Source organism: Shewanella glacialipiscicola (assembly GCF_023283485.1).
GTDB classification, from domain to species: Bacteria; Pseudomonadota; Gammaproteobacteria; order Enterobacterales; family Shewanellaceae; genus Shewanella; species Shewanella glacialipiscicola.
The window spans coordinates 1-19,043 of sequence record NZ_JAKILU010000011.1; the positions used below are offsets into that span (position 1 = coordinate 1).

Annotated in this window: 12 protein-coding genes; 2 read left to right on the forward strand and 10 right to left on the reverse strand. The window is 45.7% G+C overall.

The window, feature by feature from the left end; all coding sequences use genetic code 11:
• Nucleotides 1-215: 215 nt before the first annotated feature.
• From cydX to purL, 4 genes are all read right to left on the reverse strand, one after another.
• Entirely contained in the window at nucleotides 216-332 is a 117-nt protein-coding gene (cydX, locus tag L2717_RS10060; RefSeq protein WP_220773850.1) for a cytochrome bd-I oxidase subunit CydX, read from the reverse strand.
• Nucleotides 333-358: 26 nt separating this feature from the next.
• Nucleotides 359-1,498, reverse strand: a complete 1,140-nt coding sequence (gene cydB / locus L2717_RS10065) for a cytochrome d ubiquinol oxidase subunit II (RefSeq protein ID WP_220773849.1) — start codon at nucleotides 1,496-1,498, stop codon at nucleotides 359-361.
• Between the two features lie 15 nt (nucleotides 1,499-1,513).
• Nucleotides 1,514-3,070, reverse strand: coding sequence for a cytochrome ubiquinol oxidase subunit I (locus tag L2717_RS10070; protein ID WP_220773848.1), 1,557 nt, complete (start codon nucleotides 3,068-3,070; stop codon nucleotides 1,514-1,516).
• A 1,265-nt stretch (nucleotides 3,071-4,335) separates the two neighbouring features.
• Complete coding sequence (gene purL, locus L2717_RS10075) at nucleotides 4,336-8,217, reverse strand: phosphoribosylformylglycinamidine synthase (RefSeq protein ID WP_220773159.1); 3,882 nt, start codon at nucleotides 8,215-8,217, stop codon at nucleotides 4,336-4,338.
• A gap of 280 nt (nucleotides 8,218-8,497) precedes the next feature.
• Here purL and mltF point away from each other — a divergent pair, with 280 nt between their 5' ends.
• Nucleotides 8,498-9,925 (forward strand): membrane-bound lytic murein transglycosylase MltF, encoded by a 1,428-nt coding sequence (gene mltF, locus L2717_RS10080; RefSeq protein ID WP_220773157.1) that lies wholly within the window; start codon nucleotides 8,498-8,500, stop codon nucleotides 9,923-9,925.
• Nucleotides 9,926-10,256: 331 nt separating this feature from the next.
• On the opposite strand, the gene tadA is transcribed toward mltF, so the two are convergent.
• The 3 genes from tadA to guaB all read right to left on the reverse strand — a co-directional run bounded on the left by tadA (nucleotide 10,257) and on the right by guaB (nucleotide 14,089).
• A complete protein-coding gene (tadA, locus tag L2717_RS10085) occupies nucleotides 10,257-10,784 on the reverse strand; it encodes a tRNA adenosine(34) deaminase TadA (protein WP_220773156.1) in 528 nt (175 codons plus the stop codon).
• 146 nt (nucleotides 10,785-10,930) lie between these two features.
• Entirely contained in the window at nucleotides 10,931-12,508 is a 1,578-nt protein-coding gene (gene guaA, locus L2717_RS10090) for a glutamine-hydrolyzing GMP synthase (protein WP_220773155.1), read from the reverse strand.
• A 114-nt stretch (nucleotides 12,509-12,622) separates the two neighbouring features.
• Nucleotides 12,623-14,089 carry an IMP dehydrogenase gene (gene guaB, locus L2717_RS10095; RefSeq protein WP_220773154.1) on the reverse strand — a complete coding sequence of 489 codons (1,467 nt, stop codon included), beginning with the start codon at nucleotides 14,087-14,089 and terminating at the stop codon, nucleotides 12,623-12,625.
• A 121-nt stretch (nucleotides 14,090-14,210) separates the two neighbouring features.
• On the opposite strand from guaB, the gene xseA reads away from it, so the two are divergent.
• Complete coding sequence (gene xseA / locus L2717_RS10100) at nucleotides 14,211-15,557, forward strand: exodeoxyribonuclease VII large subunit (protein ID WP_220773158.1); 1,347 nt, start codon at nucleotides 14,211-14,213, stop codon at nucleotides 15,555-15,557.
• Between the two features lie 96 nt (nucleotides 15,558-15,653).
• Here the strand turns inward: xseA and der are convergent, their stop codons facing one another.
• The 3 genes from der to L2717_RS10115 form a co-directional block, all read right to left on the reverse strand.
• A complete protein-coding gene (der, locus tag L2717_RS10105) occupies nucleotides 15,654-17,120 on the reverse strand; it encodes a ribosome biogenesis GTPase Der (protein ID WP_220773153.1) in 1,467 nt (488 codons plus the stop codon).
• Nucleotides 17,121-17,199: 79 nt separating this feature from the next.
• A complete protein-coding gene (bamB, locus tag L2717_RS10110) occupies nucleotides 17,200-18,387 on the reverse strand; it encodes an outer membrane protein assembly factor BamB (RefSeq protein WP_220773152.1) in 1,188 nt (395 codons plus the stop codon).
• A gap of 11 nt (nucleotides 18,388-18,398) precedes the next feature.
• Nucleotides 18,399-19,019, reverse strand: coding sequence for a tetratricopeptide repeat protein (locus L2717_RS10115; RefSeq protein WP_220773151.1), 621 nt, complete (start codon nucleotides 19,017-19,019; stop codon nucleotides 18,399-18,401).
• Between the last annotated feature and the right edge of the window lie 24 nt (nucleotides 19,020-19,043).

Genomic DNA, 19,043 nt, shown 5'->3' on the forward strand with positions numbered 1-19,043 from the left:
GCAAGAGCTTGCCAGACGAACCCTTCGGGCAGCGTTTGGCTGGCGTTTCTGCTGCGTTATCGCCCGTTTATGTAGAATAACTACACTGCACAGGCTTTGCCTTGCATAAAAGCCAGCCAACTCGCTGCAAAAATAACCCTGAAATGTCAACACGCCCTAATAATGGCCCAATAAAAAACCCCGCAAGCGCGAGGTTTTCAAATCGAGTTTAAACGTTATTCAGCATCATCTGCCGATCTGTCCATATTCTCTGTATTTTCAAGCCATAAGGCGTTGATGATACCGAAAGAACAGGCTAACAAAACCCCTAACAACCACGTGAAATACCACATAGTAGATGCTCCTTAAATTGTCAGTATTAGTAGAGTGAGGCTTTATTATCTTCAATATGTTTACGGCCGATACGACCAAACATTTTGAAGTAAGTCCACGCTGTGTAACTTAATACTAAAGGTACAAAAATCGCAGCGGCAACCGTCATCACACCTAAGCTTGTTTCACTGGCTGTTGCATCCCACATAGTCAAACTCACATTAGGATCTAATGACGATGGCATCACAAATGGGAACATCGCTGCGCCACAGGTTAAAATGACCATAGCCACTGTGAGTGAACTAAATAAGAAGGCAAAACCGGAACGGTTAAAGCGACTCACCAAAATCACTAACAAAGGTAATACCACACCTAAGATTGGGAACAACATAGTGATGGGATATTTGTCATAGTTAGCTAACCATGCACCGGCTTCAATCGCAACCGTCTTTAATGCTGGGTTAGAAACCGCATAATGATCGAGTGTAGAAGTCACTACATAACCATCAATCCCATTGGCTAGCCACACGCCTGCTGCGGCAAAAAACACTGCCACTAATAACGCAAAGAATTGTGTGGCTTTTGCTGCACGAACGCGCAGTTCACTATCAGTCTTCATTTGCAGCCAAGAAGCGCCCTGCATCATGAACATGCTTACGCTCACCAGACCTGCGAGCAGACCGAAAGGATTCAACAGACCAAATAAACCACCGTGGTATTTAGCCCGTAGGAACTCGTCAAATTCAAACGGTACGCCTTGTAATAAGTTACCAAAAGCGACACCGATAATCAGCGGAGGCACAAAACCACCGACAAACAAGGCCCAATCCCATGACTTACGCCACTTTGGATTTTCAATTTTTGAACGGTAATCAAAGCCAACTGGGCGCATATAAAGCGCAAACAGTACCAACATCATGGCGACATAAAAGCCAGAAAAAGACACTGCATACACCATAGGCCAAGCGGCAAATAACGCGCCGCCCGCTGTAATTAACCACACTTGGTTGCCATCCCAATGGGGGGCAATGGTGTTGATCATAATGCGGCGTTCTGTGTCGTCTTTACCAATAATCGGTAACAACGCACCCACACCCATATCAAAACCGTCCGTTAACGCAAATCCGATGAACAGTACGCCGATCAAAGCCCACCAGATAACTCTCAACGTTTCATAATCAAACATAATGAAATCCTCTGCTTAAGCTTCTAGTTTCTCGAAATGATAACGACCCGTTTTTAAACTACTCGGACCAATACGGATAAACTTAAGCATTAAGAATACCTCAATCACCAACAGCACTGTGTAGAACAAGGTGATAGACAGGATGCTGAACCATAAGTCGCTAGTCGTTAAACTTGAGGCTGACATAAAGGTCGGTAATATCTCTGAAATAGTCCAAGGTTGACGACCATATTCAGCGACAAACCAACCACACTCAATAGCAATCCAAGGCAATGGCAAACTATAAAGCGCGGCTCTAAGTACCCATTTTTTCTCTTGAATTTGGTGACGAGTGCTTTGCCAAAATGCAGCAGCAAAGACAAACAACATAATAAAGCCTGCAGCCACCATTAAGCGGAAACTCCAGAAAATAGGCGCTACGTTTGGAATAGAATCTTTAGCAGCGGCTTTAATCTGTTCTTCGGTCGCATCGACAATATTATCGGTATAACGTTTGAGTAAGAAACCGTAGCCTAAATCCACTTTTGCAGCGTCAAAAGCGGCACGCAGTTCAGGAGTAACATCACCCGCACGCAATTTGACTAACATGGCATACGCTTTCATACCGTTACGAATACGTATTTCATGCTCAGCAATTAAATCGTGAATACCCGTGACTTGTTCATCAAGTGAGCGGGTAGCAATAATGCCCATTGCATAGGGGATTTTAATTGCATAATCGGTATGCATGGTTTCCTGATTAGGGAAACCCACAGCGGTAAAGGCTGCTGGAGCAGGTTCAGTGTGCCACTCAGCTTCAATCGCCGCTAATTTAACACGCTGTGCCTCACCCACTTTATAACCAGACTCATCGCCTAACACGATAACCGATAAAATCGACGCCATACCAAAACTGGCCGCAATCGCAAATGAGCGACGAGCAAAAGGCAAATCACGCTTTTTGAGGATGTAATAAGCACTGATCGCCAATACAAACATGGCACCAGCGACATAACCAGATGCCACGGTATGGACAAATTTCACCTGCGCGACGGGGTTAAAGACCACCTCAGAGAAGTTGACCATCTCCATACGCATTGTTTCGTAGTTAAACACAGAACCGACAGGGTTTTGCATCCAACCGTTTGCGATCAAAATCCAAAGGGCTGACATGTTAGAACCAAAGGCCACTAACCAAGTCACCATTAAATGTTGGCGTTTAGAGAAGCGATCCCAACCAAAGAAGAACATACCCACAAAGGTCGATTCTAAGAAGAACGCCATCAGGCCTTCAATCGCTAATGGCGCGCCGAAAATATCGCCTACATAGTGCGAATAGTAAGACCAGTTCGTTCCGAATTGGAACTCCATCGCCAAACCCGTCGTCACACCTAAGGCAAAGTTAATTCCAAATAACTTACCCCAGAACTTCGTCATATCTTTATAAATTTGTTTATCTGTCATCACATACAGTGATTCCATGATCGCCAGCAAGAATGCTAGCCCCAAAGTTAAGGGAACAAATAGGAAGTGATACATGGCTGTCAGCGCAAACTGCAACCGTGACAGCTCAACAACCTCTGCAACAATCATCGGTGACTCCTTACGTGGTGCGTCCAATGGCTATGGACATAGGCAATTATTCGCAACAAGTGCCTTGGTAGGATAGTGAGTTTCATTTTGTGCTTATATCTGTCATCAGTATAAACCGTTAAATTTAATCTTTCGCATTACATCCAAGCTGCAAGGTGTAAAAAGTCCTCAGCCTCATAACATATCGAGATGTGAGTCACACTATTGCATAACATTGAGAGCAATACTTTACTACTTAATAGGTCAAATGAGTCATCAATATAAATATCAGCAAGTTAAGATATATATTTACGCTCATCTACTATTATTTTATACGCCTGAGTTTGATTCAAATCAATCAAACCCAGTGGTTTAGATGGGTTTTGCGGCAAGGCACACACTTCCCTACAGGAAGGTATTGACAACATCCACCAACGAGAGTAGTGAACTTGCATTATTCTATATAAAGCCATGGTTTTACACCTTAGCCACCAAAAACGTACGCTAACAGCAAAAACCAGAACAAATTAAAAATATAGCAACAACCAGACTAATGAAAAATAACAAATAAAAACACATTAACATATAAAAATACATAAGTAACAATGACTTATATTTATACAGTGTATTTAAACCAATAAAACAAGAAATTAACCATTATTTTATCTAATGTATAATTGTATTTTTTATCGTTTGATAAGCGCATTTGAGTTGTCTAATATATAGCCTGTGTTAAGGAGACCATTGGGTTACACGGTGTCGTCGCCCAGCCCAAACCTACTTCGCGCACATTGGTATTAACTTTTGGTGTGGAGATATTGATATGACTAAATTATTTGAACGTCTGGTTAACAGTTACAAGCGTGTTTTTGTTGAACTTTATACCGCTAATGAACTTAAATAACACTCCGAATGACTCGAAAAAGTCATTGGATTAATTTGACGTACTATTAACAAAAAAAGCCCCTATCTCATTAAGATGGGGGCTTTTTTTGTTAATAATCATGATGGTTTTCTTGAGTGATCAAGTGAAGTAAAACAACCTGTCGTAGATCAACTCAGCTACGACCTACTTAGTAATAGGTATTTAATGCTTGAATACGACTATTTTATCACTTTGATCTATTAGCATATTTACAATAAGCATTAATAGCCTGAAATACATCGTTTTTTGTAAAAGTGCATTTTAAATATGAAAAAAGGAGCGAAATTATCGCTCCTTTTTTACGATGACATAAACCGGATTTTACCCTTCAATATAGGTAAAAGCTGGTTATTTTAATCACTTAACCTAAGGTCACTCGTGCATTTCTAAACATACGCATCCACGGGCTATCTTCACCCCAAGCATCAGGATGCCAAGAGTTAGCTACGGTTCTGAACACACGTTCTGGGTGCGGCATCATCAACGTTACGCGGCCATCGGTGGTACAAATACCAGTCAAGCCATTTGGCGAGCCGTTCGGGTTTTGTGGATACTGAGTCGCGATATCCCCCTTGCCATTGACAAAACGCAGCGCAATGGTGCCTGACGCTTCGGCCTTTGCCAGCGATTGTGCACTGGCGAACTCAGCCAAACCTTCACCGTGGGATACGGCAATAGGCATACGCGAACCCGCCATACCTTGGAAGAATAACGACGGGCTCTGTTGCACTTCAACTAAGCTAAAACGCGCTTCGAAACGCTCTGAGCGGTTACGCACAAAACGTGGCCAATGCTCGCTGCCTGGGATAATTTCTTTCAGGTTCGACAGCATTTGACAACCATTACACACGCCAAGGGCGAAACTTGCATCACGCTCAAAGAAACGAGAAAACTCATCGCGAGCTCGCTCATTAAACAGAATCGACTTAGCCCAACCTTCACCCGCGCCTAATACGTCACCATAAGAGAAGCCACCGCAAGCCACTAGGCCTTCGAACTCATCTAAGCTGATACGGCCCGATAAAATATCCGACATGTGCACATCGTGGCTTTCAAATCCGGCACGGTCAAAGGCGGCAGCCATTTCTACCTGAGAGTTAACGCCCTGCTCACGCAAAATAGCCATCTTAGGGGCGATACCTTTAAGGATATAAGGCGCAGCGACATCAACACTTGGGTCAAAACTTAAGTTAACCGTTAAGCCTAAATCGGTTTCGTCTTGTTTGAGCTTAAACTCTTCAAGCGCGCACTCTGGGTTATCACGCAGTGCTTGCATACGATAAGTGGTTTCTGACCACACAGTACGCAGCGCTACACGGGTATCGCTGAAAACTTCACGCGCGCCATCGTTAATAGTGATGCGTTGATCATCGGCTAAAGTCCCGATCACATGGCAAGGTACGCCAGCGATAGCAAACTGAGCAGCAATTTTTGCGGCGTTGTCGCGGCTCACTTGCAGCACAGCGCCGAGTTCTTCATTAAAGAGCCTTTCTAAATCAGTGCCATGCAAATCGTCTATATCGATGTCTAAACCAGTATTACCTGTAAAGGCCATTTCTACTAACGTGGTAAATAAACCGCCGTCACTGCGATCGTGATAAGCGATAACAGACTTTTTAGCGACTAAATTTTGCATGGTTTCAAAGAAACCGCGCAGTAGTGCAGCGTCATCAAGATCTGGCGCGATATCACCCAGCTCACCAAACACCTGCGCTAAACAAGAACCACCTAAACGATTTTTACCCGCACCTAAATCCACTAACAATAAAGACGTCTCGCCTTTATCTGTGCGTAGTTCTGGTGTCACGGTATTACGAATGTCTTGCACCACACCAAAGGCGGTAATGACCAATGACATTGGTGACGTCACGGTTTTATCCGCGCCATCTTGCTGCCATGCTGTCTTCATTGACATCGAGTCTTTACCGACCGGAATGGTTAGGCTCAGCTCTGGGCACAATTCTTCACCTACGGCTTTCACCGCTTCATAAAGACCGGCATCTTCACCTGGGTGACCTGCCGCAGACATCCAGTTGGCAGATAATTTAATCCGTTTAAACGAACCGATATCAACGCCAGCGATGTTCATGATTGACTCAGCAACTGCCATACGGGCAGAGGCGCCAAAATCGAGCAGTGCCAACGGCGTACGCTCGCCCAGCGACATAGCTTCACCGGCGTAGGTATCAAAGCTCGCCGCAGTCACAGCGCAATCGGCAACTGGCACTTGCCATGGCCCCACCATTTGGTCACGGTTAACTAAACCTGTAACTGTGCGGTCACCAATGGTGATGAGGAAGCTTTTATCCGCCACGGTAGGTAGGCTTAATACACGTTTAACTGCTTCTTTTACATCAATACTATCTTGGTTTAGTGCGGGAGAGACTGCTTTAGCTGATACCACATCGCGGCTCATCTTAGGTGCTTTGCCTAATAAAACTTCAAGCGGTAAATCAATAGGGTTATTGTCAAAATGGCTATCGGTAAGCGTTAAATGCTTTTCTGCTGTCGCTTCACCCACTACGGCAAATGGCGCACGTTCACGCTCACAGATTGCCGTGAATAATGCGAGATTTTCAGGGGCAACTGACATCACATAACGCTCTTGTGACTCGTTACACCAGATTTCTAGCGGGCTCATTCCCGGTTCGTCCGATGGCACATTACGCAGATTAAACAGACCACCACGCTCTGCGTCATTGACTAACTCAGGGAAAGCATTTGATAAGCCGCCCGCGCCCACATCGTGGATAAATTGGATCGGGTTTTTATCACCAAGCTGCCAGCAGCGGTCAATCACTTCCTGACAACGACGCTCCATTTCTGGGTTTTCACGTTGTACAGAAGCAAAATCAAGATTTTCGCTCGATTGACCCGATGCCATAGATGAAGCCGCGCCGCCGCCCAGACCAATGTTCATTGCTGGGCCACCGAGCACAATCAGCTTAGCGCCAACGGTAATTTCACCCTTTTGCACATGTTCTTCGCGAATATTACCTAAACCACCAGCTAACATAATGGGCTTGTGGTAACCGCGCACTTCAACACCGTTATGGCTACTGACTTCTTGCTCATAGGTACGGAAATAGCCCACCAGCGCAGGACGACCAAACTCGTTGTTAAATGCCGCGCCGCCCAATGGGCCTTCGGTCATAATATCTAGCGCACTCACAATACGATCGGGTTTACCGTAATGGGTTTCCCACGGCTGTTCAAAACCGGGAATATTCAAATTTGATACGCTAAAACCGGTTAAACCCGCTTTAGGTTTAGAGCCGCGGCCCGTTGCGCCTTCATCACGGATTTCGCCGCCTGAACCCGTTGCAGCGCCTGGATATGGGCTGATAGCGGTTGGATGGTTATGGGTTTCCACTTTCATCAAAATGTGCATAGGTTCAGTGTGATAGTTGTACACCCCATCAGGATCTGGGAAAAAACGACCCGCAACTGAACCTTCCATCACCGCGGCGTTATCTTTGTAGGCCGACAACACATGATCTGGCGTGGTTTCAAAGGTATTCTTGATCATCTTGAACAATGATTTTGGCTGTACTTCGCCATCAATCGTCCAATCTGCGTTAAAAATTTTGTGACGACAATGCTCTGAGTTTGCCTGAGCAAACATCATCAATTCAATATCGTGGGGATTACGGCCTAAACGGACGAAGCTTTCGACTAAATAGTCAATTTCATCTTCGGCTAAGGCGAGGCCCAGTTCAGTATTGGCTACCTCTAATGCACGGCGGCCTTCGGCAAGAATATTTACACTCTTAAATGGTGCTGGCTCGGTGCGTTTGAATAACACATCAGCTTTAGCAAAATCATCGAGAATGATGTCAACCATGCGGTCATGCAGCAGTGCATTTAAAGCTTGTTGCTGAACCGCTGTCAGTGCATCTGATTCAACATAATAGGCAACGCCTCGCTCCAAACGCTTCACTTTACCAAGGCCACAATTATGGGCAATGTCAGTTGCTTTTGAAGACCAAGGAGAAATAGTACCGGGACGAGGCGTGACAAACAGAAGTGAACCTTGGGGGATATGAGTTTCTATCGCGGGTCCATAGGTGAGAATTGTTTCAAGTTGCTGGCGTTCGTTAGTGTTGAGCAACTCGCTCAAATCCGCTAAATGGACATATTCAGCATAGATTTGGCGTACCGGAAGCGCCGCATTCTCGCAGGCCTCCATCAGCTTTTGCATTCTAAACGTCGAGAGTGCAGGGGCTCCGCGGATGATCTCCATCACGTCTATTCACCTTATTATTTATTATTGCAGGGGTCAGAATTGGCGCTATTATAGGGAAATGTCTAGCACAAATCACCTGTGTCATTACGCAAAACAGTGTTTCCTGTAATATAAAAAGCGACGTATTTTTAAGTCATCATTTACCTCTACGAACGATTTTTTTACGTTATCACAGACAAACGGATATAATCCCACCAATGTTGGTCAGTTCATCACTCATGCCCTACTGTTAATCCTTTATTTATAACGTTGATTTAATTTGATATAAGCACATTTAATGACTCGATTCTTATTGGTTTTTATCCTAGGTTTCTTACTGACTGCCTGTCAGCCTGTTGCCGTGGACGAAACAGAATTTGTGCCTAAAAAATTAACGGAGTTAAGAGTTGGCACCTTGTACGGGCCACAGATTTATATGACCTCTGGTCAAGGCGATAGCGGTTTTGATTACGATATGGCGGTGTTGTTTGCTGAATACTTAAACGTGCCACTAAAAATGGTGCCTTACACTAACAATGCCGAACTGTACGAAGCTCTCAAAAAGAATCACATTGATATTATTGCCGCGGGTATGACTGAAACACCCGCTAGACGAGAACAATTTCGCCTTGGCCCACCGCTATACCGTGTTAATCAAGTCTTAGTTTACCGCGAAGGCATGCCGGTCCCTAAAGACATCAGTGACTTAAAAGGTAAGATTACTGTGATTGCCGATTCGGCCTTCGTCGAAACCTTAACCCAGTTGCAAAAACATTATCCAACACTGGTATGGGATCAAATTACCGACAAGGACAGCGAAGAATTATTGGCGATGATTGCCAATAAAGAAATTGATTACACCATAGCCGATTCCAGCAGTGTACAAATCAACCGCCGCTATTTACCTGACTTACGTTTAGGCCCCGTGTTAGAAGAAAAACTCAATATTGTCTGGTTATTACCGCCCAATCGTAGCGACCAGCTCATGAGCCAATTATTGGCTTTTTGGCATCAAGAAAAACGCGCCGGTACACTCGACCACTTAAATGAAAAATACTTTGGTCATGTGAAACGTTTCGATTATGTCGATACTCGCGCATTTATCCGCGCCATCGAAACCGTATTACCCCGTTATCGTCACTTATTTGAAAAATACGCCGGCAATTTAGATTGGCGTAAACTGGCGGCGACGAGCTATCAAGAATCGCACTGGAACCCGAATGCTCGTTCAGCAACGGGGGTACGTGGCATGATGATGCTGACCCAACCCACGGCTAAGGAAATTGGCATTACTAATCGTTTAGATGCCGAAGAAAGCATTCGCGGCGGCGCGGCTTACCTAAATGACATGATCAACCGTTTGCCAGAATCGATCCCCGAAAGTCAGCGTATGTGGTTTGCACTGGCGTCATACAATATAGGTTATGCCCATGTTGAAGATGCGCGAAAGCTCGCGGAATCAATGGAGTTAAACCCTAATGCATGGCGAGATTTAAAGAAGGTGTTGCCGTTACTGCAAAAGCGTAAATACTATCAAAAAACTCGCTATGGCTACGCTCGTGGCAGTGAAGCGGTGCATTATGTCGATAGTATTCGCCGCTATTATGACACGCTGGTGTGGATGGATAATCAATCAAAACAACACCCTGATGACGATAGCAGCGATTTAGAGGAAGAACAGCCCACACTCCCTGCTGGAACATTAAGCCCAGATCAGCCTAAATAACCTCACTCACCTTTAGAGACGTAAGCTTATCCAAGACTCAGGCTAAAACACATCTGTAGGCTAAACGCATGCTGAATTAAGCTTATCTAACCCGTGCTATTGCCGCATTTAAGTGCAACTGTTACTGTCTTGGTTTAACGGCTACGATAATGCGTTAACCGACAGCAAAATAACAATAAATGGGGTCTATATGAAAAGAAAAGCCATCAGCAACACAGCTGCGCGTCGTCGCACTTTACTAAAAGTCCGTCATAGACGTATTTTAAATCGTCAAAAACTGTTCTTTACTTTTATCCAATCTCAAGATTAATCCTGCCACTTAAATCAATGTTTACTCAATCGATTGCTGCGCCTTTTGAGCCTGTTTCAGGGCTTTTTTTTCATCTCTGCGACGTTTAAAAAAACGACTCAATTGCGCGCTACAAGCCTCGGCTAATACTCCAGAAGTGACTTCAACTTGGTGATTAAATGCAGGATGCTGCAGTAAATTGATCACGGTACCAGCTGCGCCAGTTTTTTCATCCCGTGCGCCAAAAACCACCCTTGCAATACGGCTATGCACCATAGCACCTGCACACATGGCGCAAGGCTCAAGCGTGATATATAGCGTTGCATCTAACAAACGATAGTTTTCGACTAAGCGCCCCGCTTCCCGTAAACATAAAATTTCCGCATGGGCACTAGGATCGTGTTGGCTAATCGATAAATTGTAACCGGTGGCAATTTGTTGGCCGTCCTTTACCAATACGGCGCCCACTGGCACTTCGCCTGCGGCCTCGGCTTTTTCGGCCATCTGCATTGCTACTTGCATCCAATATTCGTCTTGCTGTGATGGCTCATCTAGCTCAATTTGATCCACTCATGCCCCTATCTCATCGCCAAAAATAAGGCGGATTATATCAGTCAATTAACCATATTTCATAACAGAGTCATTCAACCCAAGTTACTCCATAAACAACAAAAAAGGCGCACTTGGCGCCTTTCACGTTAATTCAAATAATTAACTTATTCCCATTCGATCGTCGCTGGCGGTTTGCCAGAGATATCGTAAACCACACGGGAAATGCCATCGACTTCGTTGATGATACGGTTAGACACACGGCCTAAGAAATCATACGGTAGATGCGCCCAATGGGCGGTCATAAAATCGATTGTTTCTACGGCGCGCAGTGATACAACCCAATCATATTTACGGCCATCACCCATTACGCCGACAGAGCGCACAGGTAAGAACACCGTAAAAGCTTGGCTGACTTTGTTGTATAAGTCGGCTTTATGCAGTTCTTCGATAAAGATAGCATCGGCGCGGCGCAGCAAGTCACAATATTCTTTTTTGACTTCACCTAATACGCGCACACCAAGACCTGGCCCTGGGAACGGATGGCGATAAAGCATATTGTAAGGCAGACCTAACTCAAGACCAATTTTGCGTACTTCATCTTTAAACAGTTCGCGCAGTGGCTCAACTAGACCCAGTGCCATATCAGCAGGCAGACCACCCACGTTATGGTGAGATTTAATCACATGGGCTTTGCCTGTGGCGCTGCCCGCAGATTCAATCACATCGGGATAAATGGTGCCTTGGGCTAACCATTTTGCATTGGCACATTTTTTTGATTCTTCATCAAAAATTTCTACAAATACACGACCGATGATCTTACGCTTAGCTTCTGGATCGGCCTCGCCTTTCAGCGCGTCAAGGAAGCGGTTTTCTGCTGCAACATGAATAATATTCAGGCCAAAATGATCGCCAAACATATCCATCACTTGCTCAGCTTCGTTCAAACGCAGTAGACCGTTATCAACAAATACGCAGGTCAGATTTTTACCGATAGCACGGTGCAGCAGCATAGCCACCACCGATGAATCAACACCACCTGATAAACCGAGGATCACTTCATCATCACCGATTTGCTTTTTCAAGCGCTCAATCGCATCTTCGATAATTGATGAAGGTTTCCAATTTGCCGCGCAGCCACAAATGTCTAAGGCAAAGTGCGATAACATGCGCTGCCCTTGGCGAGTGTGGGTCACTTCTGGGTGGAATTGTACGCCATAGAAACGCTTTTCTTCATTGGCCATAGCTGCAAACGGGCAAGTGTCGGTTTTAGCAACCGCAACAAATCCTTGAGGAATCGCCGAGACTTTGTCACCGTGGCTCATCCATACATCTAGTAGTGGCTTGCCTTCGCCGCTGACTGCATCTTCAATGCCTTTAAATAACAAAGAATCTGTCAGCATTTCTATTTGCGCGTAGCCAAACTCGCCCTCACCCACACCTTGAATGACTTTACCGCCCAGCTGCTCAGACATGGTTTGCATGCCGTAGCAAATACCAAGCACAGGAACGCCCGCAGTAAATACGTATTCAGGTGCACGTGGCGAATTTTCAGCCGTCACACTTTCAGGGCCACCAGCAAGAATAATACCGTTCGGGGCAAATTCGCGGATTTGGGCTTCTGTTACATCCCACGCCCACAATTCACAGTACACACCGATTTCACGGATACGACGGGCAATCAATTGAGTGTACTGAGAACCAAAATCGAGGATCAGTATCTTGTGCTCATGAATATCGCTCATGGGTAACCTTTATCTCATCTATTGTTTTAACATTGCTCAACGCGGCAATAGCCAACGTTGAGTATTGAATCATAGGTTGTCAAAGAGGCGCCTTAGCGCCCTCTCATCAAACGCTTAAGAACCTGAACGGTAGTTTGGTGCTTCTTTAGTAATCATGACATCGTGTACATGGGATTCACCCATGCCCGCAGAGGTCACTTTAACAAATTGCGCTTTTTCATTCAGTTCGGTAATTGTGGCACAACCGGTTAAGCCCATGCATGAACGCAGTCCACCCATGTGTTGATGAATGATTTCTTTCAACTTACCTTTGTAAGGTACGCGACCCTCAATGCCCTCAGGCACCAGTTTGTCGGCCGCATTGTCAGATTGGAAATAGCGATCTGAAGAACCTTGAGACATAGCACCTAATGAGCCCATACCGCGGTATGACTTATAAGTACGACCTTGGAATAGTTCTGTTTCGCCAGGGGCTTCTTCTGTTCCTGCAAACATAGAACCCGCCATAATGCACGATGCGCCCGCTGCTAAAGCCTTAGCTAAATCGCCAGAAAAACGCACACCGCCATCAGCAATAACCGGAATACCTAAGCCTTTCAATGCTTCAGCCGCATCAGAAACGGCAGTAATTTGCGGTACGCCCACACCTGTTACGATACGCGTAGTGCAAATAGAGCCAGGGCCGATACCTACTTTAACTGCGTTAACGCCAGCTTCAACTAGCGCTAATGCACCTTCCGCCGTGGCAACGTTACCGCCTATAATTTGTAAATTGGGGTGCTTAGCACGGGTTTCACGAATACGTTGTAAAACGCCTTCTGAATGTCCGTGGGAAGAGTCGATAAGTAGTACGTCAACACCGGCTTTAACGAGTGCGTCAACACGCTCTTCATTACCCGCGCCAGCACCCACGGCTGCACCAACGCGTAAGCGGCCTAACTCGTCTTTACAAGCGTTAGGTTTACGTTCGGCTTTCTCGAAGTCTTTAACGGTGATCAAACCTTTTAGTTTGAAATTATCATCAACAACAAGGACTTTTTCGATGCGATGCGAGTGCATCAGCTTTTGTACTTCATCTAATTTAGTGCCTTCGGCAACTGTGACTAAACGCGATTTTGGCGTCATCACCTCTTCTACCGTTCGACTCCAGTCCGTGACAAAACGCACGTCACGTCCGGTAATGATTCCGACGAGTTCATTGGCATCGTTAACAACGGGGTAACCCGCAAAACCATTCTTCAATGTTAATATTTTGAGGTCAGCTAAGGTTGTTGATGGGGTAACAGTAACAGGTTGTTGAACCACGCCTGCTTCGTAAATTTTCACTTTACGAACTTCCTCGGCTTGCTGTTCAATACTCATATTTTTATGAATAAAACCTAAACCGCCTTCTTGCGCGATAGCGATCGCCAGACGAGCTTCGGTTACTGTGTCCATAGCAGCAGACACAAGTGGGATATTCAATTCAATGGTTTTGGTCAGGCGAGTTTTTAGGATGGCGGTATTTGGGAGTACAGTCGAATGCGCAGGAACAAGCAACACATCGTCAAAAGTAAGCGCTTCTTTAATTAAACGTAGCATTTGCAACATCTCCCCATTTGAGTAGGATTTTAGAGGTGAAATATTGCGGCGGGATTATACCTTGCATATCGCCACTGGTAAATGGAAAATAGTAAATATCACCCATTTTTTGAGTAAAACGATGCAAGGCACCAAAAATAATATTTACACTGTCTCGCGGCTCAACGGTGAAGTCAGACAAATTCTCGAAGGGCAACTGGGTAAAATTTGGCTCAATGGTGAAATCTCCAACTTTTCATCACCCAGCTCAGGTCATTGGTATTTAACCTTAAAAGACCACTCGTCACAAATTCGTTGCGCTATGTTTAAAGGGCGTAATCAGAGCGTCAGTTTTAAGCCCATCAATGGTCAGCAAGTGTTAGTTAAAGGCGCGATCAGCGTTTATGAACCCAGAGGCGACTATCAATTATTAATTGAGTCTATGCTACCCGCTGGGGATGGGCTACTGGCGCAGCAGTTCGATGCACTCAAGATGAAACTCGCCGCCGAAGGGTTATTTGCTGCTGACACTAAAAGGCCTTTGCCGAAAAATATCCAACGTATTGGCGTTATTACTTCGCCAACGGGCGCGGCCATTCGCGATGTACTGCACGTATTAGCAAGGCGCGACCCTTCAATTGAAGTCGTTATTTACCCGACTCAAGTGCAAGGCGCTAATGCTGACATCAATATTTGCCAAGCGATTAATATCGCCAATCAAAGGTTAGAAGTTGACGTGTTACTGCTTACCCGCGGGGGTGGCTCGCTTGAAGATTTGTGGTGTTTTAACAGCGAAGCCCTCGCGCAGACCATTTATAACAGCGCCCTGCCCATTGTTAGCGCAGTAGGTCACGAAGTCGATACCACCATCAGTGATTATGTGGCCGATATTCGCGCGCCAACTCCTTCTGCTGGTGCTGAGTTGTTATCCCAAGATAGCGACAATAAAACACAAAAACTGGCAATGGCATTATCGCGTCTAGCGCAAAGCGCAAAGCATTATCAGCTCAAGCAGGAACGGCGCTTAAGTTTGCTTGAACACCTACTGCAGCGCCAAGATCCTAAACGTAGCTTGCAGCAGTTCGAACAACGATTCGATGAGATGCAATTAAGACTAGAGTCGGCGCTATCGAATCGTTTACACCTGCTTAGCCGCCGCCAGCAATTGCTCACCAGCCGCCTTGAACAGCAGTCTCCCAAACATAAACTTGTTATTGAGGCTAACAGACTAAGTTATCTTGCCAGTCGCTTACAGGATGCATTGCAGGACAAACAGAGCCAAAGTGAACAGCGGATAAAATACGCGGCCCATCAGCTTGAAACTGTCAGTCCGCTTGCCACTTTAAGCCGCGGCTACAGCATTACCACCGATGTGCATAACCAAGTTATCGATTGCACCGATAACGTAGCAATCGGTGATAGTGTGCAAACCCGCTTGCGCCACGGGCAACTGATCTCAACGGTTACGCAAATAACCTTGCTCGAATAGTCAACGTAACCCCTTGGTACGAAAAGGTTAAATGGTCGTAAAACACAAAAGGAACCCTAGGGTTCCTTTTGTTTCAAATGTGTATGATAAATAACACTATTTGGTTTTTCTGTCTTTGATATGGCTTTGCGCGCGCTTGCGACGACGCTCTTGGCTCATGGTCAACTTTTCAGTCTTGTTTTCAAATGGGTTATCACCCTCGTGGAAACGCAGTTGAATCGGCGTACCAACCACTTTAAGTGAACGACGGAAGTAGTTCATCATGTAACGCTTATAAGAATCCGGTAAACGACTCACTTGGTTACCGTGAATGACCACGATTGGCGGATTATAACCCCCCGCGTGAGCATATTTAAGCTTAACACGACGGCCATTGACCAATGGTGGTTGGTGATCATCCTGCGACATTTGCATGATACGAGTCAGCATAGAAGTACTGACACGGCGCGTGGCACTGTCATAAGCTTCTTCAATCGATTCAAATAAATGGCCAACACCAGTACCGTGCAACGCCGAAATAAAGTGAATACGGGCAAAGTCAATAAAGCCAAGGCGACGGTCAAGCTCGCTCTTCACTCTGTCTTTAATACCTTGATCTATACCATCCCACTTATTAACAGCAATCACCAACGCACGGCCCGCATTAAGTGCGAAACCTAATAGGCCTAAATCTTGCTCGGCAACACCTTCACGGGCATCGATAATAAGCAACACCACGTTGGCATCTTCAACTGCTTTCAAGGTTTTGATCACCGAGAATTTCTCAATGACTTGATGTACTTTACTGCGACGACGTACACCCGCAGTATCGATAAGCACGTATTCGCGGCCTTCACGTTCCATTGGAATATAAATGCTGTCACGAGTTGTACCAGGCTCGTCAAATACCACGACGCGTTCTTCACCTAAAATCCGGTTAGTAAGCGTTGATTTACCGACGTTAGGCTTACCGATAATCGCCAGCTTAATAGGCAAATCTTGTAGACGCTTTTGCTCAGCTTCAGCTTCTTCTTCGGTGTATTCGCGCTCTTCGGTCACTTCACCGTCTTCTTGGCGCACAATACCCATAGCTTCGGCGTAAGGCGTTAGCGCATATTCAATCATGTTGGTGACGCCGCGTCCTTGAGACGCTGCCATTTGGTAAACTTCACCTAAACCTAATGACCAAAATTCACCGCAGGCTGAGTCGGCATCAATACCGTCAACCTTGTTAGCAACCACAAAAGTGGTTTTTTGACGGCTACGTAAATGCTGAGCAATAGAAAGATCCGCAGCAGTCAAACCCGCGCGCGCATCGGTCATAAATAAAACGACATCGGCCTCCTCAATGGCGGCAAGGGATTGCTCGGCCATTTTAGTCTCGATCCCCTCTTCAGTGCCGTCGATACCACCGGTATCCACCACAATGAACTCATAGCCAGATAAAAATGCGCGACCATATTTACGGTCACGTGTTAGGCCAGGAAAGTCAGCAACCAACGCATCACGCGTGCGCGTAAGGCGATTAAATAGGGTGGATTTACCGACGTTCGGCCGACCAACAAGGGCCACTACAGGGATCATGATTTTGCCTCTATAAAACTTTTCAATAAAAAGCCCCCGGAACACACTTCCAGGGGCTCTACAAGGATAACACTGTTAACTATGGAAGTGTTACAACAGCTAACTTTCCGCTGCGACCTTGAACATAGATTTTATCATCAACCACTAATGGTTGGCTGTATAACCCAGAACTGTCCACTTGGACACGACCAACAATCGTCCCTGTACTGCGATCGATAAAATGTAGGTAACCTTCAAAATCACCTACTACTAAATAGTCTTGATACACAGCGGGCGATGTCAACGTGCGGTTGGCAAGCTCTGAATTACTCCATAACTCTAAACCGTTACGTTTATCAACCGAGTAAATACGGCTGTGATCATCAACTAAAAACAAGCTTAAGCCCGCTGAGGCTAACTCGTTAAAGCTAGAATACTTACGCGTCCACACCACACGACCCGTGCGTAATTCCATCGACACTAAGTTACCGTTGTAACTTACTGCATATAAATTGTCGCCAAGGATCAACGGCGTCATATCCACATCGGCCATACGAGTAAACTCGTTACCACCGGTTGGGTTATAAATCGCTTGTTCCCATGCTGCTTGACCATTATTTTTGATCACTACGGCCACTTTGCCATCGGCGGTGCCAATGAAGAAACCACCGGCTTCGTAAGCTGCTGAACCAGTACCACGCAGGGTTAGGTTCGGTAATTGCATTTCATACACCCATAGCTTAGCGCCTGTATCGACGTTAAATGCTTCGAGTGAGCCTGAACTCGTGCTAACCACCACCACATCATCGGCAACCGTAGGTGCTGACAGTAACTCGCCGCCTGCAACGACATACCATAACACTTGGCCGTCTTCGGCGTTGAGCGCGGCTAACAGCCCACTTTCACCACCTATAAAAACTTTATCACGCGCAGCAGTCACGCCAGCGGCAATACGGGCGCCTTTGTTTTTAGCTAAGACATTGTCGCGAAATTCTTCACTGAAATCTTTAGTCCATACGCGCTCGCCTGTCGTTTGATCAAAGGCGATAACTTGTCCATAGCGATCGGCAGCAAAGATTTTGCCGTAATTCACAGCCGGAGCTAGGCGAGAATAATAGTCACCCACGCCACTACCAACAGAGGCGCTCCAACTCACTTCAGGAAATACTGTTGCCTGAATTTCCGTTAGCTCACTCACTGGCTCCTCTTCAACATCGCTCGACGAACAGGCGGATAACATAGCCAGACTTAATCCAGCGGCCAGCAGGTTTTTGCACCAAGACTTCATCAAAGGATCCCTTATGCCTGATTTAGGCTATCAAGTTTGATTTTAAGCGCAGGGCTTGTCACCACACCACCATTATCCATGGCAGCTTGATAAGCCACTTTGGCTTTTTCATGTTCACCTTGACGAACTAAAAAGTCACCTTTCAATTCTTCACGCTGGGCGATAAACGCTTTGTCAGTCACTTGCTCTAATGTTGCAAGCGCTGCATCCATTTGATCTTGTTCTGCCTGAACGCGTGCTAAACGCAAGGTTGCAATCACATCAAGACTTGCACCCGGTTTAGCTGCTATTACCTTGTTTAAAGCATCAATAGCTTTAGGGTAATCTTTCGCTTCTACCGCTGTTTTTGCCACGATCAGTTCTAATAAGGCTTGATAACCCTTTTGATCATGACTTTTAGAAAACTCAGCGACGCCCGCAAGTATTGCGGCTTCGTCGCTTGATTTTGTGGTCAATTCGTGAAACGCTTTTGAGGCTTCTTCCGCCTGCGCCACTTTTGCGTCGGAATAGTAATTCCACGCATATAAACCACCTAATCCCACTACTGCACCAATTAAAATTGAACTGCCGTAATCTTTCCAGAACTGCTTGATAGCATCAACTTGTTGTTCTTCTGTGCTATAAATTTCCACGCGCACGTCCTCTTATGTAATCTG

Excerpts from the sequence above, each read along its gene's own strand:
- cydB (WP_220773849.1), bottom strand. The coding sequence starts at position 1,498 with ATGTTTGATTATGAAACGTTGAGAGTTATCTGGTGGGCTTTGATCGGC.
- cydX (WP_220773850.1), bottom strand. The coding sequence starts at position 332 with ATGTGGTATTTCACGTGGTTGTTAGGGGTTTTGTTAGCCTGTTCTTTC.
- L2717_RS10070 (WP_220773848.1), bottom strand. The coding sequence starts at position 3,070 with ATGATTGTTGCAGAGGTTGTTGAGCTGTCACGGTTGCAGTTTGCGCTG.
- guaA (WP_220773155.1), bottom strand. The coding sequence starts at position 12,508 with ATGAGCGATATTCATGAGCACAAGATACTGATCCTCGATTTTGGTTCT.
- guaB (WP_220773154.1), bottom strand. The coding sequence starts at position 14,089 with ATGCTACGTTTAATTAAAGAAGCGCTTACTTTTGACGATGTGTTGCTT.
- mltF (WP_220773157.1), top strand. The coding sequence starts at position 8,498 with ATGACTCGATTCTTATTGGTTTTTATCCTAGGTTTCTTACTGACTGCC.
- purL (WP_220773159.1), bottom strand. The coding sequence starts at position 8,217 with ATGGAGATCATCCGCGGAGCCCCTGCACTCTCGACGTTTAGAATGCAA.
- bamB (WP_220773152.1), bottom strand. The coding sequence starts at position 18,387 with ATGAAGTCTTGGTGCAAAAACCTGCTGGCCGCTGGATTAAGTCTGGCT.
- xseA (WP_220773158.1), top strand. The coding sequence starts at position 14,211 with ATGCAAGGCACCAAAAATAATATTTACACTGTCTCGCGGCTCAACGGT.
- der (WP_220773153.1), bottom strand. The coding sequence starts at position 17,120 with ATGATCCCTGTAGTGGCCCTTGTTGGTCGGCCGAACGTCGGTAAATCC.